Raw genomic sequence first — 13,905 nt, 5'->3', positions numbered from 1 at the left:
CTGACCATGAGCGAGATAACGACCGTGGATCGCACCACTGAGCTGTGGGACGGGGATGAGGCCGCCTTCTTCCCTCTCCTCCCAGTAACGACCGGAGGCTGAGCATGAGCGAGATAACGACCGTGGATCGCACCACTGAGCTGTGGGACGGGGATGAGGCCGCCTTCTTCCCTCTCTTCCCAGTAACGACCGGAGGCTGATGCCATGAGCGAGGCAACCATCACGGATCGCATCCTGGTGCAGCGAGCCGACTTCTCCCTCGGGGAGGAGTACGAACGCCTCGCCGCCCGTCACGACAGCGGGGCCATCGTCACCTTCGTCGGCAAGGTGCGCGACTTCAATCAGGGGGAGCAGGTCTTGGGACTGGCGCTCGAGCACTATCCCGGCATGACCGAGAAGGCGCTGGCCGATATCGTCATCCAGGCCCGCACCCGCTGGCCGCTGCAGGAGTGTACCCTCATTCACCGTATCGGCGAGCTGCTGCTCGGCGATCAGATTGTGCTGGTAGCGGTGAGCAGTGCCCACAGGGATGCGGCCTTCGAGGCTTGTCACTTCATCATGGATTTCTTGAAGACCCGGGCACCGTTCTGGAAAAAAGAGCTGACCGCCGAGGGGATACAACGCTGGGTCGAGGCGAAGCAGAGCGACAACGCCGCCGCTTCCCGCTGGCAATCAGGGGAATAGACCCCATAACAGGATCTGGTCACGAAGGATCCGCAACCAGGAGTAAGGGAATGAAACCGCTGCTATCTGTTGTCATTGCAGGCGTCTGCGCCGCGGCGCTGCACACCACCGCCGTGCAGGCCGATGAGGTCAAGGTCGCCGTGGCCGCCAACTTCAAGGGCACCATAGAGCGTATCGGCAAGGCGTTCACCGCCAAGACCGGTCACAGCGTCGTCATCAGCTCGGCCGCCACCGGGGTGCTCTACACCCAGATCACCCACGGTGCTCCGTTTGACCTCTTCCTCTCCGCCGACGTGGCCACCCCTCAGAAACTGGAGGCAGAAGGCAAGGGCAGCGAGCGCTTCACCTATGCCATCGGCCAGCTGGGCCTGTGGAAGAAGGGCGGCCCAGCCCCTGATGAGGCCACCCTGCGCAGCTGGCAGGGCAACCTCGCCATCGCCAACCCGCGTACCGCGCCCTATGGCACCGCCGCCATGGCAACCCTTGAGCAGCTCAACATCGATCCCAAGCAGTACCGTCTGCTGACCGGCGCCAACATCAGCCAGACCTGGCAGTTCGTCGATACCGGCAATGCCGAGCTGGGCTTTGTTGCCTGGGCCAATCTGGTGGAAGCCGGTAAAACCGGCGAAGCCTGGGCCGTGCCAAATGCGCTCTATCCGGCCATCGAGCAGCAGGGATTGATCCTGAAGAAGGGAGCCGCGGTCGATGCCCTGGTGGCCTGGCTGAAGGGCCCGGGTCAGGGCGCCATCAAGGCTGCGGGCTATGCCTTGCCGCAATGATGCATGAATGCCAATCTCCCATGACCACAGGCCGGCCTCAGGGCCGGCCACGCTTTGCAATGAGGATGCCGAACATGTTGCTGCTCGAACCAGGGAGGGATATGCGCCATGAGTGAAGGGGATCTGCTCGCGGTCTGGTTGACCCTGAAGCTGGCGGCCAGTACCACCGGTATCCTGCTGCTGTTATCCCCCCCGCTCGCCTGGTGGCTGTCCCGCAGCCAGCATCGGCTGCGGCCGCTGGTGGAGGCGCTGGTGGCGCTGCCCCTGGTGCTGCCGCCGACCGTGCTCGGCTTCTATCTGCTGCTCGCCTTCTCCCCGGAGTATGGCCTCGGCGCCTGGTGGCGCGACACCTTCGGGACAACCCTGGCCTTCAGCTTCCTCGGCCTGCTGTTCGCCTCCATCCTCTATTCGCTCCCCTTCGTGGTGCAGCCCCTCACCTCCGCCTTCGTCAACATGGGCAGCAAAGAACTTGAGGCCGCCGCCACCCTGGGGCTGGGGCCCCTGGAGCGCTTCTTTCATATCATCTTGCCGATGACGCTGCCGAGCTTCGTGATGGCGGCGGCGCTGGGCTTTGCCCACACCCTGGGGGAGTTTGGCGTGGTGCTGATGATCGGCGGCAACATCCCGGGGGAGACCCAGGTGCTCTCCATCGCCCTGTTCGATCACGTGGAAACCATGGATTACCAGAATGCTCACTACCTGGCAGGCGGCCTGATGGGCTTCTCCCTCATTATGCTGGTGCTGGTCTATGGCGTGCTGCAACGTCGGCAGCGGAGGTTGTTCGGATGAGCCTGCACCTCAAGGCCAGCCGTTCGTTCGGCCCCTTCAATTTGGCGTGTGATCTGGCGTTGCCCCTGGGTGGCATCCTCGGCCTGTTTGGCCCCTCAGGTTGTGGCAAGAGCACCCTGCTGCGCATCATCGCCGGGCTGGACCGCGCCCCCTCGGACGTCCTGCACTGGCAGGGGCGGGATCTGGCCGCCCTGCTGCCGGAGGCGCGCCGCATCGGGCTGGTGTTCCAGGACTCCCGCCTCTTCCCCCATATGACGGTGCTTGGCAATTTGCAACTGGCGGCGGGCAAGGGGCGAGGGCGCTGGCAGCCCGAGGCGCTGGCGATGCGGCTCGGCTTTGCCGATCTGCTGGAACAGCCTGCCCACGGGCTCTCCGGCGGCCAGCGCCAGCGGGTGGCCCTGGGGCGGGCCCTGCTGGCGGAGCCCGACCTGCTGCTGCTCGATGAACCCTTCTCGGCGCTGGACAGCCGCAGCCGCATCCATCAGGCCCATGTGCTCAAGGGATTGCAGCAAGAGAGCGGCATTCCCATGGTCTTCGTCAGCCACGCCATGGAGGAGGTGAGCTTGCTGTGCGATCAGCTGGTATTGCTTGCCGAGGGGCAGGTCGAGGCGCAAGGCAGGCCGAGTGAGATCTTCGCCCGCACCGACCTCTCCCTCGCCAGTCGGGATGATGTGGGGGTCATGCTGACGGCGATCCTGACCCATTACGAGGCCACCGAACAGATGGCGACCCTGCAGCTCGGGGATCAGAGCCTGATGGTTACCATGGAGCATGCCCCCGACGAGAGTGGCCCCTTGCAGATCAAGGTGGCGGGGCGGGATCTGGTGATAGCGACCGCCCCCATCGCGCACTCCAGTCTCTCCAACTGCCTCAGTACCCGCCTGCTGGCGATGCGTGAGGTGCGCCCGGGTCAGACGCTGTTGCAGTTGGCGCTGGGTGAGCAGATACTGCTGGCCCGGATCACCAGCCGTTCAGCCCTGCGCTTGGGTCTGGCTGAGGGTCAGCAGATTCATGCCTATGTCAAGGCGGTGAGTCTGGTCGGGGAGGGATAAGGGCGCTTGGGCCGCCATGGTGCTGGTCACCGCCCGGGAGCGCTCACTGGCGTTGCCGTCACCCCTATCCTCCACTGTTTTGCTAGAGCGTGGCAGGGTGAGCGGCAGATCCTCGACTGCCGTTCGCGGCAATGAGCTGCGCTATGGCGGCCTTGGGCTGCTCGACGCCTTCTGCCATCGGCAGAGGGCTTGAGGACTTGGCACCGCGTGTTTGAGGAAAATGGATGCGTCGCAATCAAATCATGAAGTCTCAGGGACTGGCCTGGCGCAGTGCCGGGGAGGGCCCCTTGTTGCTGCTGCTCCATGGCCTGGGGTCATCCAGCCTGGACTGGCAGGCCCAGCTCGAACATTTTTCCGACGACTATCGGGTGGTGGCCATCGACTTGCGTGGCCATGGCCAGAGCCTGCAAGAGGGGCCCTTCGATGTCGGGACCCTGGCGGCGGACGTGGTACGCTGGCTCGATGAACAGCCAGAGCCTGCCTGGGTGGTGGGACTCTCACTGGGGGCCATGGTTGCGCTGGAGCTGGCCTTGCAACTGCCAGGCAAGATCCGCGGTCTGGTGCTGGTCAACGGCTTCAGCGAGTTTCTGCTGGAGAACCCCAGGGAGCAGGAGCGTTACGCCCAGCGCCTCAAGTGGCTGCGCTGGTTTGGCATGCGGCCGCTGGCCTGGTGGCTGGGTCGGGAGCTCTTTCCCGGCTCTGAACTTGCCCAGATGCGTCGTACCTTCCGGCAACGTTTCTGCCGTAATCGCAAGAAGGTCTACAAGGCCCTGCTGGATGCCTTGCCCGGCTGGTCGGCCCGTGCCCGGCTCGGCGCCATCTGGCAGCCGGTCGCCATCATCTCCACGACACATGATTACTTGCCGCTTGCCAAACGGGTGGAGCAGTTTGCCGCCCTGCCCAACGCAACGGTGCATAATCCCCGTGGCCACCACGCCTGGCCTGCGGAAGATCCCTCCGGATTCAATCATTTGCTTCAACGGATTTTAGAAAGACATTAGACTTGTCGCCTTCATAAACCGTGTATGTAGTGGTTCGATCGCCTTGGCTTGCCAGAGTGCAAGGCAATCGGACCATGTTGTCTGCTCCCCCATAGGTATTCCCCATATGTCTGAAGTAATGAAGATGGCCATCGATGATGGCTCGACCAACGTCAAGGTCAGCTGGATCGATAACAAGGCGCTTAAGACCATCATCTCCCCCAACTCGTTTCGCAAGGATTGGAAGAGCGCCGCATTGCGCAAAGACAAGAAGATCTACAACTACGAGATAGGCAACACCAAGTACACCTATGACGCCACCTCGGACAAGTCACTGGCCACCACCCATGTGGAGTATCAGTACGACGACCTGAACCTGCTCTCCGTGCACCACGCCCTGCTGCAGACCGGCATGGCGCCGTGCGATGTGGCGATCACAGTGACGCTGCCCATTACGGAGTTCTACCAGCCGGATGACTGCCAGCGCAACGAAGAGAAAATCGAGAAGAAGCGGCGCAACTTGCTTCGTGCCATCTCCCTCAACAAGGGGGAGCTGTTCAATATCGTCAGTGTGGAAGTGATGCCGGAGAGCCTGCCTGCCGCCCTCTCCCGCCTGATTGGCTCGGGCTGCAACGAGTTCACCAAGACCCTGGTGATCGACTGCGGTGGCACCACCCTGGACATGGGCATCATCGTCGGCGAGTTCGACGATGTGTCTGACGTCTATGGCAACAACGAGATCGGTGTTTCCATGGTGACGGATGCGGTACGCAAGGCCCTGGCCGCCGCAGACAGCGACTCCAGCTATCTGGTGGCCAACGAGTTTATCAAGCGTCGTGGTGACGCCAGCTTCGTGCGTGACGTGGTCAACGACGAGGCCCAGATCCCCAAGATCCTGGAAAAAATGCAGAACAAGATAGACGAGCTGGGCAGCCAGGTCGCCCACGAGGCGAAGAAGTTCGCCAAGAATCCGAACCGGGTCTATCTGGTCGGCGGTGGTGCCCCCCTCATCCACGAGGCGATCAAACAGGCTTATCCTACCCTGGGCGACAGAGTTGAATTGCTGGACGATGCACAGTCTGCCCTGGCCCGGGAGATCTGCCTCTACACCACGGAAGAAGAGGAAGTGTACCGGGAAGCGGCCGTGATGGCCGAGGTGGCTGATGAGTAGTCAGCTCAAGCGCATGACCTTCTCCATTTACATGGATCCGGGTGCGCTGGAGTCTGATCGCTACGCGGTCGGAGTGTTGCAGAACTGGTACCAGCGGGCTCGCAAGATCCAGGATGGGGCGGAGGAGTTTGACTTCTCCAAGAGCCGTTTCCACAAGGACATCTACCTGTCGGGGATGTTCATGTACGTGCTGGCACCGAACCTGTGCAAGGCCGTTGCCAACGCGCTCGGGCCCGAACAAGTCAGCCTGATGACCCTGCGTCACGCCTTTGCCAGTTGTGGCTTCACCCTGGGGGAGGGGAGCGAGGCGTCCCCTTCTGCGGGCGATGCCATGGTCGATCAGATAGTGGCACGGCTGGGCCCCCGGTTGGGGCAGGGAAACAGCGGGGCGCTGGTCGATGAGATAGTCAGTCGCCTCGGCCAGCAAGCCGCTACGCCGGATCAGGATTATTTAGTCGATGAGATAGTCAGTCGTCTCGGTCAGCAAGCCGCTATGCCGGATCAGGGCAATTTAGTCGATGAGATCGTCAGTCGTCTCGGGGAGCAGCAACCCACCGAGTTGTGGGACGAGATCCGGCAAGGGCTGCCGGGTTCGCTGGACCCTGAGCAGTTGGCAGACGCCATCGCCGGCAGGCTGCCGGCGGCGGCCGAGCCGGACCTGGCGCCCCTTGCCAGCAGCATCTTGCAGCTCTCCCGTCAGCTGGAAGAGCAATCCCGGCTTATTCGCGAGCAGCACAGCTTGATCCAGCGACTGGCCAGTCAGCCGGGCCGATCCGTGGATCTGGATAAGCGGACGGCCGAGCCATTGTTCGAGGATCTCTCGAGCCAGGTCGCCAACATGAAGAAGGTGAAAGCCAGGGGCCTCTTCTAAGGGCCGACCCATGGTGCTCATGTAGCGATCCGCCAATAAAAAAGCCGAACCCCTGGGTTCGGTTTTTTTATATCTGTCTATTTCTGGTGATATATCGGCGGCTTTATGAATTGAACTCTCGCTATGAGTCTGTGTGGGTAGAAGATTGCATTGATTCAATGCGAAATTGCTTGCGTATTTGGGTGGTGTACTTTCTGGCCGGCGACATTCGGGGACGAAGAAAACAGGAGTGTGGCGTGTTTTTTATTTTTCCCATTAAAATCATTTAATTACATTTATTTTTTTGATGGTTTTTTCGGTGGTGATTAACTTGTCTGAAGCAAAGCCATAGTAGATTGTTGATTCTACCGTCAAGGTCACTTTATTTCGCAAGAAATTATTTTGCTGAATATGGGCATACATATCCGGCTACGCCAGCCAAAAGCTATAGTTAGCTGCTTCCTATGCATCAGCAAGAATAACGCCGAGACTGGGAGCCTGTCGCATCTGCATTCAATGGATTTGAGAGGTGTTATCGTTGCATTTACCCCACAGCCATTTACCCCCTCTTCCGAAGGGGCAGCATTACCGCTTCCATACCATGGTCAAACCCGGTGGATCTCGCTGCAATATCGATTGTGACTATTGCTTCTATCTGCATAAGGGGGATCTGTTCCAACATGATGCCGCCCCTCGGCTTTCGGACGAACTGCTCGAACAGCATATCCGCCAATATATAGAAGCCCAGACAGGGGATGAGGTGGTCTTCTCCTGGCAGGGGGGGGAGCCAACTCTGCTCGGGTTGCCTTTCTTCGAAAAAGTGGTGGCACTGCAGGCCAAGTATCGCAAGGCCGGGCAGCGGATCGAGAACGATCTGCAAACCAATGGCATCTTGCTCAATGAGGCTTGGGTCGCTTTTCTCAAACGACATGGTTTTCTGGTTGGCCTCTCCATTGATGGCCCCCGTGACCTGCACGATATTCACCGCAAGAACCGGGCTGGCCGACCGACCTTCGATGGCGTCATGACAGCGGTCGAGTTGCTGCGCGGCGCAGAGGTGCCGTTTGCTGCGCTTTGTGTCGTCAATCGCAATAACGCCAAGCAAGGGGAGCGAGTTTATCGCTTCCTCGCCGAGGAGCTAGGTTGCACCCGTATCCAGTTCACCCCAGTGGTGGAGCCCAGGATCTTTCGCCAGGGCTCGGTGACGACGCTAGCCACCGAAGCCTTGCCATGGCAGGGCAGTCCCGAGGCCGAGCCCGGCCACCCCATGTCCATCGTTACCGATTGGAGCGTAGCCGCCGCCGACTACGGCCAATTCCTCTGTGATGTCTGGGATGTCTGGTTGGCTGAAGGGGTGGGGCGAGTTCATGTCAACCTGTTCGAAACCGCAGTGGTGCAATCGGCAGGCATGCCTGCCCAGATGTGCACCCAGGCTCCTTTCTGTGGCAAGGCGCTTGCCCTTGAGCACGACGGGGAGGTGTATAGCTGCGATCACTTCGTCTACCCGGAACATCGGATAGGCAACATAGCCGAGCAGCATTTGGGCGATCTCGCTTTTGGCAATCAACAGATTGCCTTTGGACAGGCCAAGCATCTGACGCTGCCTGATCAGTGCCGTCGTTGTGATTACCTGGCGCTGTGCTGGGGGGGATGTCCGAAAGACAGATTGCTCCGCACCCAGGAAGGACAAAGGGGGCTCAACTACTTATGCGGCGGTTTTATGCAGTTCTATCGCCACATAGATAGCGACATGGTGCCGCTGCTGCGCCGTCTCGGTTTGTTTTAAGTCCCGGGGTCATCAAGTAAAAAAGGATGAAAACCATGAAAAAAACCTTATTGGCCAGTCTGGTACTGGGGGCGATGACGTCTCCTTTGTCACTTGCCATGGCAGCTGATACCAGCAAACCCAACATAGTGATGATCATGGTCGATGACATGGCGCCCATGGATATCTCTGCCTATCACCGAGGGATTGGGGCCGTCGATACCCCCAACATCGATCGCCTGGCAGCCGAGGGGATGATGATCTCCGACTATTATGCCCAGCCAAGCTCGACGGCGGGGCGCGCCGCCTTTCTCACCGGCCAGTATCCTATTCGCACGGGGTTGACTGCCGTTGGGCAACCCGGAGATAAAATTGGTCTGCAAGACAGTGACGTCACCCTGGCGCAACTGCTGAAAGACAAGGGCTATGCCACGGCTCAGTTTGGCAAATCCCACGTCGGCGATCGCAATGAGTACCTGCCAACCTTGCATGGTTTCGATGAGTTTTATGGTTTTCTCTACCACCTGAACATGATGGAGATGCCGGAGCAGCCGGATTTTCCCAAGGATCCCAATTTTGTTGGCCGTCCACGCAACATGATCCATGCCTTGGCGTCCGACAAGGATGATCCGACCGTGGATCCTCGTTGGGGACGGGTAGGCAAACAGACCATTGAAGACAAGGGGCCCTTGACCAGCAAGCTGATGGAATCGGTGGATGATACTTTCACCGATCTTTCCATCGATTGGGTCAAGAAGCAGAAAGCGGCAGATAGTCCCTTCTTCCTCTGGTACAACCCGTCGCGCATGCATCAGCAGATCCACGTCAGTCCGGAGTGGCTCGGCAAGAGTGGCCATACCGAGTACGCCGATGCGATTTTGCAGCTCGACCATCTGGTCGGCAAACTGCTCGATACCCTGGACAAAGAGGGGCTGAGCGAGAACACCATCGTCATGTTTACCTCGGATAACGGGGTCAATCTGGCTCACTGGCCCATGGCCGGTAGCGCCTCTTTCCGGGGAGAGAAAGGGCTGACTTGGGAAGGGGGGTTCCGGGTGCCCATGTTGGTGCGCTGGCCAGGTCACATCAAGGCCAACACCTGGAATAGCGGTTTCATGACTTCGGAAGATTGGGTCCCCACTCTGATGGCGGCTGTCGGTGAACCTGATGTCAAACAGGATCTGCTCAAGGGACTGAAAGTGGGTGACAAGGTCTACAAGAACCATCTCGATGGTTACAACCAGATAGACATGTTGACCAAGTCCGATGGCAAATCCCAACGCCATGAGTTCTTCTACTTTGGTGAGACTCATCTCAACGCCATCCGTGTCGAGCAGTGGAAGATCCACTTGGCGGTGAAGGACAAGTGGTTGGACGACACGCGCAAGATCCCGGGCGGTTTGATGATCGATATCAAGCTGGACCCTTACGAGCGCAGCCCAGAGACCGGTGGTCATTTACTGTGGATGAAAGAGAAGAGTTGGTTGCTGCCCAAGATCATGCCGCCGGTGAAAGCCTTTATGCAGAGCATGAAAGAGTATCCGCCTGCGCAAAAAGGCTCCAGTGGCATCGGGGTAGCATCGGCCCTGAATCAGTTGGAAAGTGCTAAAAAACATGCCAATTGATGAAGCTCTGACGGTGGCGCCATGGTGCCGCCGTATCCAATTTAGAGGTTCTCCTATGAAATTGACGTCAATATGGCGAGCCCTGTTGCTGGCAGGCATGGGCACGACGCTACTGCTGGTGCCTGGCGTCCATGCCCAGCAAACAGAGACGGATGTCTTGCTGACCATGCCCACCAGTACAGAGAACATCGCCGCAGGGCTCGCAGCAGATGCCTATGCCAACGGCGTCAATGCCTATGTCTGGGGTTATCCTCTGGTGCGCATGGAGCGTATTGCCCGTGAATACACTCAGGTGTCCGCCTCCCAGGCTGCAACCAGCTACCGGGCCCCCCTCAATCAGTTGGGCTGGGCAAGGGAGCTGGCGACCCCTGATGCCAAAGACATGCCCACCGCCAACAATGACACCCTTTATCTGAGCGCCATCGTCAAGCTCGATGAGCCTTACATACTGCACGTGCCCGACACCCATGATCGTTACTACGTGGTGGATGTGTTCAATATGTGGCAGGAGCTTGAACACTATGTCGGGCGTCGTACCACAGGCACCAAAGCGGGAGATTTTGCCCTGGTACCGCCGGGCTGGCAGGGCACTCTGCCTACAGGGGTCACCCGACTCGACGTGACGACCAGCAAAGTCTGGTTGTGGGGGCGACTTCGCGTGAAACAGGGTGAGGATATGGCTCCTGTGGCTCTGCTGCAAAAAGGCTTCACACTGCGGCCGCTCTCCCAGATGAACAACAAGCAATACACAGCCCCTGACCAGGTGCTGCCAGCGCTACCCGAGATGGGGGAGGATGGCCTGGGCTTCTATCGCCAACTGGGCGCCGTACTCAAAGATAATGGGGTGCCAGCGCGTGATACGTCACTATTCGCTCAGTTCGGCCGCTTTGGGCTGACGGAGCAAGGATTCGATGCCAGCCAACTTGTTGAGCCTCAGCGCCAAGGGTTGCTCAAGGCCCTGACTGATGGCCCCAAGGTGGCCGTCTCGGCGCTGGCAACCTCTGCCGTGCAACGAAACGGTTGGGCCTGGGCCAGTGGTCTGGATCATTTCGGTACCGATTATCCGCTGCGGGCCCTGGTGTCCGGCCCCTATCTGGGTGGCCAGGGAGAGAAAGAAGCCATGTATCCGCTGCGCTCCACCGACGCCAAAGGTGAGCAACTCAGCGGCGATAAAGCCTATGTTCTGCACTTCAAGAAGGCGCCGCCCACCAACGCCTTCTGGTCGTTGACCGTGTATAACGCCGTGGACAAAATGTTGGTGCACAACGAGATAGCACGTTACAAGCTGGGCAGCGATACCCAGGGGCTCAAAATGGCAGAAAACGGTTCATTCGATCTCTATCTGCAGCGCGAGGTACCCAAGGGTGACAAGCAGGCCAATTGGCTGCCCACCCCCGCAGGCCCCTTCTATTTGTTGCTGCGCCTCTATCAGCCGCAAGAGAGTGTGCTGTCTGGTGAATATGAACTGCCCCAAGTCGAGGTCATGACACCACAATGAGAGGACATCCTATGCGCTATCTACCGCTCGGAGTGACCATGTTGGCCGCATTTTATTCCGGTCAGAGTCTGGCAGGGGGCCTCTACCTCTATGAGATAGCCACCGATGATGTTGGGCTGGCCGGTGCTGGCATGGCGGCGAGGGCCCAGGATGCGAGTACCATCTTTGGTAACCCGGCGGGTATGACCAGACTGGATGGGGATCAGGTCAGCGGCGGCCTGCAAGGGCTCTATGGCGATGCCTCCTATGCACTGGATGGGCCTGGCAAGAGCCCGGGCAATGTGGTGGGGTTCTCCCCTCAGGGGAGTCTGTTTTATAGCCATAGCATCAATCAGGACGTCAAGATTGGGGTGGGTTTTTATGGCAACTTCGGTCTGGGTCTCGACTTTGGGGATTGGGCAGGCAGTGGCTTGGTACGAGAGAGTTCTCTCATGGCACTGACACTGCAACCTACGGTGGCAGTGCGGCTCTCACCTCGACTCTCCGTCGGTGGGGGGCTTGGCATCAACTACGGCATGTTCTCCCTGAGTCGAGACAGCCAGACCGGGGATCAGGATCTCAAGGACCATGACTGGGCCTTGAATGCCAGATTGGGTCTGCTTTATGAATGGAGCGAGAACAGCCGCATTGGTCTGGCGTATAGCAGCCGCACCCATTTCAATTACGATATCGAGACCCAGGTCAGCAAGGCCATCGATCCGCCCGGGCCGCTGCCGCCCCAGACGCTCACCTTCAATATTCCCATCGATGCCAGCACGTCCTCCCCCAGTCAGTTGATGCTGAGCGGTTATCAGCGCCTCGACGCACGCTGGGCCTTGTTGGGCAATATTGGCTGGCAAAACTGGAGTGAATTTGATGATGGCAGTATTGAGGCCGCTGGCAATCAAGTGCCGAGCAAGCACCGATTACAAGATACCTGGCATCTGGCGTTGGGCACTCAGTATCAACTCTCGCCCGAGTGGCTGCTCAGCACGGGCATTGCCTACGACTCCAGTTTTTACAAGAGCCAGTCCGATGCCTCTTTGACCCTGCCATCCGATCGCGCCTGGCGCCTTGGCGCAGGGGCCCGTTATCGGCTCAGTGCAAACCAGAGTGTGGGCACTGCGCTTGAGTACCTCAACCTGGGAAATGCCCAGGTGCAGGGAGGGGGGCTCTCAGGGGAGTACCAGAACATGGCGCTCTATTTCATGACCGTGAACTACGACTACCGCTTCTAAGGAGGCCAGATGGCTACTATTTCCAGAATCTTGCTGGGTGCGGCCGTGTGCGGGTCCTTCTGCTCGGGCACTGTGTCGGCAGAGGCGATTCAGCCTGCGGCCACAGTGCCAGGCCCTGTGGCCGGTACTGTGATGACCCCAGGCTATGCCGAGGCGGTAGGGCAGCTCGCCTATGCGTGGGGCTGGCCCTTGGTCAATATGCACAACCGCAGGGCCATGTATAGCCAGGTGCCCCAGATAGCGTTGCTGGGCCCGACGCCGGTGGCGCCCCTCAATGAGCTTGCCATGCTCAACGACTATATCGACCCCAACGTCAAGATAGTGGCCCATCCCAATCAGGATGTGGTCTATGGCTTTGGTGCCCTGGCGCTGGACAAGGAGCCGGTGGTGATCCAGGTGCCTGACTTCGGCGATCGCTTCTGGCTCTATCAGGTTGCGGATCAGCGCACCGACAGCTTCGCTAGGTTAGGTACTGTGCATGGCACCAAACCCGGTTTCTATTTGCTGGTGGGGCCGAACTGGCAAGGAGAGACCCCCAAGGGGATCAGCGGTGTATTCCTCTCTCCGACTCACACTGGCGTGGTGATCCCCAGAGCCTTCATGGCGGATACTGCGACGGACAGGGCGGCCATTCAGCCGGTGCTGTCTGAGGTGATGATGTACCCGTTGTCACGTTTCGATGGCACCATGCAGCGCACCGATTGGAGCAAGTTACCGGCGTTGCCCTTGCCCAAAACAGAAGGTGATAGCAAGGGGGAACTGAGCTGGGTTACGCCCAAGCGTTTCTTCAGCGATTTGAACGCGGTGCTGGCGGAAGTGCCGCCTTTGCCGGGGGAAGAGGCGCTGTATGGCCAATTCAAGGCATTGATAGCGGCAGGTGAGCAGGATCCTGCTATCGCCAGGGTCCTGGCCGAGGTGGCTGAGCGGGCCGAGCAGCAGATAGTGGATCCACTCTTCTTGCTCAACAACAATGGGGTCAGGCTGGCCCATGGTTGGACCCGCCCCCTCAACAACGCCAAGTGGGGCACGGATTACCTGACCCGTTTGGCGGTGGCCAAGTCCAATATCTTCGAAAATGGCGTCGATGAGACCAGCTACATTTTTGCCGAGCATGATGGTGCGGGTCAGCGCTTGAGCGGGGCCCATCAGTACAGCCTGACCTTTGCCAAGGGGCAGACGCCACCGGTGACCGGTTTCTGGTCGCTGACCATGTATGACAAGTACCACTTCTTTGCACCCAATGCCCTCAAACGTTACTCGACGGGGACCAAGAACAAGTCGCTCAAGTACAATACCGATGGTTCCCTGACCCTCTATGTTCAGCATGAGCAGCCCAGCGCAGACAAGTTGAACAACTGGTTACCTGCCCCGGCGGGGGAGTTTGCCATGACGCTGCGTGCCTATGGACCCAAACCTGAGCTGGTGAACGCCAGCTGGGCGCCGCCAGCCATAGTGCGAGCCGCTAAGTAAACCTGTTGTAGATAGCAACTAAAAG

At 59.3% G+C, this 13,905-nt stretch carries 12 protein-coding genes; all 12 read left to right on the top strand.

The features are described 5' to 3' along the window. The first annotated feature begins 204 nt into the window (after nt 1-204). The 12 genes from moaE (at nt 205) to KYK33_RS12990 (ending at nt 13,880) form a co-directional block, all read left to right on the top strand. Nucleotides 205-684, top strand: coding sequence for a molybdopterin synthase catalytic subunit MoaE (gene moaE / locus KYK33_RS13045; protein ID WP_224430802.1), 480 nt, complete (start codon nt 205-207; stop codon nt 682-684). A 50-nt stretch (nt 685-734) separates the two neighbouring features. Beyond that, nucleotides 735-1,463 carry a molybdate ABC transporter substrate-binding protein gene (modA, locus tag KYK33_RS13040; protein ID WP_224430801.1) on the top strand — a complete coding sequence of 243 codons (729 nt, stop codon included), beginning with the start codon at nt 735-737 and terminating at the stop codon, nt 1,461-1,463. Between the two features lie 108 nt (nt 1,464-1,571). Continuing rightward, nucleotides 1,572-2,252 carry a molybdate ABC transporter permease subunit gene (gene modB / locus KYK33_RS13035; RefSeq protein ID WP_224430800.1) on the top strand — a complete coding sequence of 227 codons (681 nt, stop codon included), beginning with the start codon at nt 1,572-1,574 and terminating at the stop codon, nt 2,250-2,252. Continuing rightward, the gene (gene modC / locus KYK33_RS13030; protein ID WP_224430799.1) at nt 2,249-3,304 is read left to right on the top strand and encodes a molybdenum ABC transporter ATP-binding protein; all 1,056 of its coding nucleotides are present in this window, start codon (nt 2,249-2,251) and stop codon (nt 3,302-3,304) included. The genes modB and modC overlap by 4 nt, the downstream gene beginning before the upstream one ends. A 224-nt stretch (nt 3,305-3,528) precedes the next feature. Further along, nucleotides 3,529-4,305 (top strand): alpha/beta fold hydrolase, encoded by a 777-nt coding sequence (locus KYK33_RS13025; RefSeq protein WP_042043378.1) that lies wholly within the window; start codon nt 3,529-3,531, stop codon nt 4,303-4,305. 124 nt (nt 4,306-4,429) lie between these two features. Then, nucleotides 4,430-5,455 (top strand): plasmid segregation protein ParM domain-containing protein, encoded by a 1,026-nt coding sequence (gene parM, locus KYK33_RS13020; RefSeq protein WP_449500923.1) that lies wholly within the window; start codon nt 4,430-4,432, stop codon nt 5,453-5,455. Continuing rightward, nucleotides 5,448-6,326, top strand: a complete 879-nt coding sequence (locus tag KYK33_RS13015; protein WP_224430797.1) for a hypothetical protein — start codon at nt 5,448-5,450, stop codon at nt 6,324-6,326. Before parM ends, KYK33_RS13015 begins: the two co-directional genes overlap by 8 nt. 508 nt (nt 6,327-6,834) lie before the next feature. Continuing rightward, entirely contained in the window at nt 6,835-8,091 is a 1,257-nt protein-coding gene (locus KYK33_RS13010) for an anaerobic sulfatase maturase (RefSeq protein ID WP_224430796.1), read from the top strand. A gap of 35 nt (nt 8,092-8,126) precedes the next feature. Next, entirely contained in the window at nt 8,127-9,695 is a 1,569-nt protein-coding gene (locus tag KYK33_RS13005) for an arylsulfatase (protein WP_224430795.1), read from the top strand. A gap of 55 nt (nt 9,696-9,750) precedes the next feature. After that, entirely contained in the window at nt 9,751-11,193 is a 1,443-nt protein-coding gene (locus KYK33_RS13000) for a DUF1254 domain-containing protein (protein WP_224430794.1), read from the top strand. Between the two features lie 38 nt (nt 11,194-11,231). Continuing rightward, a complete protein-coding gene (locus KYK33_RS12995; protein WP_224430793.1) occupies nt 11,232-12,410 on the top strand; it encodes an OmpP1/FadL family transporter in 1,179 nt (392 codons plus the stop codon). Between the two features lie 9 nt (nt 12,411-12,419). Beyond that, on the top strand, nt 12,420-13,880 hold the full coding sequence (locus tag KYK33_RS12990) for a DUF1254 domain-containing protein (RefSeq protein ID WP_224430792.1): 1,461 nt from the start codon (nt 12,420-12,422) through the stop codon (nt 13,878-13,880). The last annotated feature ends 25 nt before the right edge of the window (nt 13,881-13,905 follow it).

This window comes from Aeromonas rivuli (genome assembly GCF_020149575.1).
In the GTDB taxonomy this organism is placed as follows: domain Bacteria; phylum Pseudomonadota; class Gammaproteobacteria; order Enterobacterales; family Aeromonadaceae; genus Aeromonas; species Aeromonas rivuli.
This window is presented reverse-complemented; position numbering and strand designations above follow the sequence as displayed.

Bases quoted from the DNA above. Each gene is read 5' to 3' on its own strand.
- moaE (WP_224430802.1), top strand. From the start codon at position 205: ATGAGCGAGGCAACCATCACGGATCGCATCCTGGTGCAGCGAGCCGAC.
- modA (WP_224430801.1), top strand. From the start codon at position 735: ATGAAACCGCTGCTATCTGTTGTCATTGCAGGCGTCTGCGCCGCGGCG.
- modB (WP_224430800.1), top strand. From the start codon at position 1,572: ATGAGTGAAGGGGATCTGCTCGCGGTCTGGTTGACCCTGAAGCTGGCG.
- modC (WP_224430799.1), top strand. From the start codon at position 2,249: ATGAGCCTGCACCTCAAGGCCAGCCGTTCGTTCGGCCCCTTCAATTTG.
- KYK33_RS13025 (WP_042043378.1), top strand. From the start codon at position 3,529: ATGCGTCGCAATCAAATCATGAAGTCTCAGGGACTGGCCTGGCGCAGT.
- parM (WP_449500923.1), top strand. From the start codon at position 4,430: ATGGCCATCGATGATGGCTCGACCAACGTCAAGGTCAGCTGGATCGAT.
- KYK33_RS13015 (WP_224430797.1), top strand. From the start codon at position 5,448: ATGAGTAGTCAGCTCAAGCGCATGACCTTCTCCATTTACATGGATCCG.
- KYK33_RS13005 (WP_224430795.1), top strand. From the start codon at position 8,127: ATGAAAAAAACCTTATTGGCCAGTCTGGTACTGGGGGCGATGACGTCT.
- KYK33_RS13000 (WP_224430794.1), top strand. From the start codon at position 9,751: ATGAAATTGACGTCAATATGGCGAGCCCTGTTGCTGGCAGGCATGGGC.
- KYK33_RS12995 (WP_224430793.1), top strand. From the start codon at position 11,232: ATGTTGGCCGCATTTTATTCCGGTCAGAGTCTGGCAGGGGGCCTCTAC.
- KYK33_RS12990 (WP_224430792.1), top strand. From the start codon at position 12,420: ATGGCTACTATTTCCAGAATCTTGCTGGGTGCGGCCGTGTGCGGGTCC.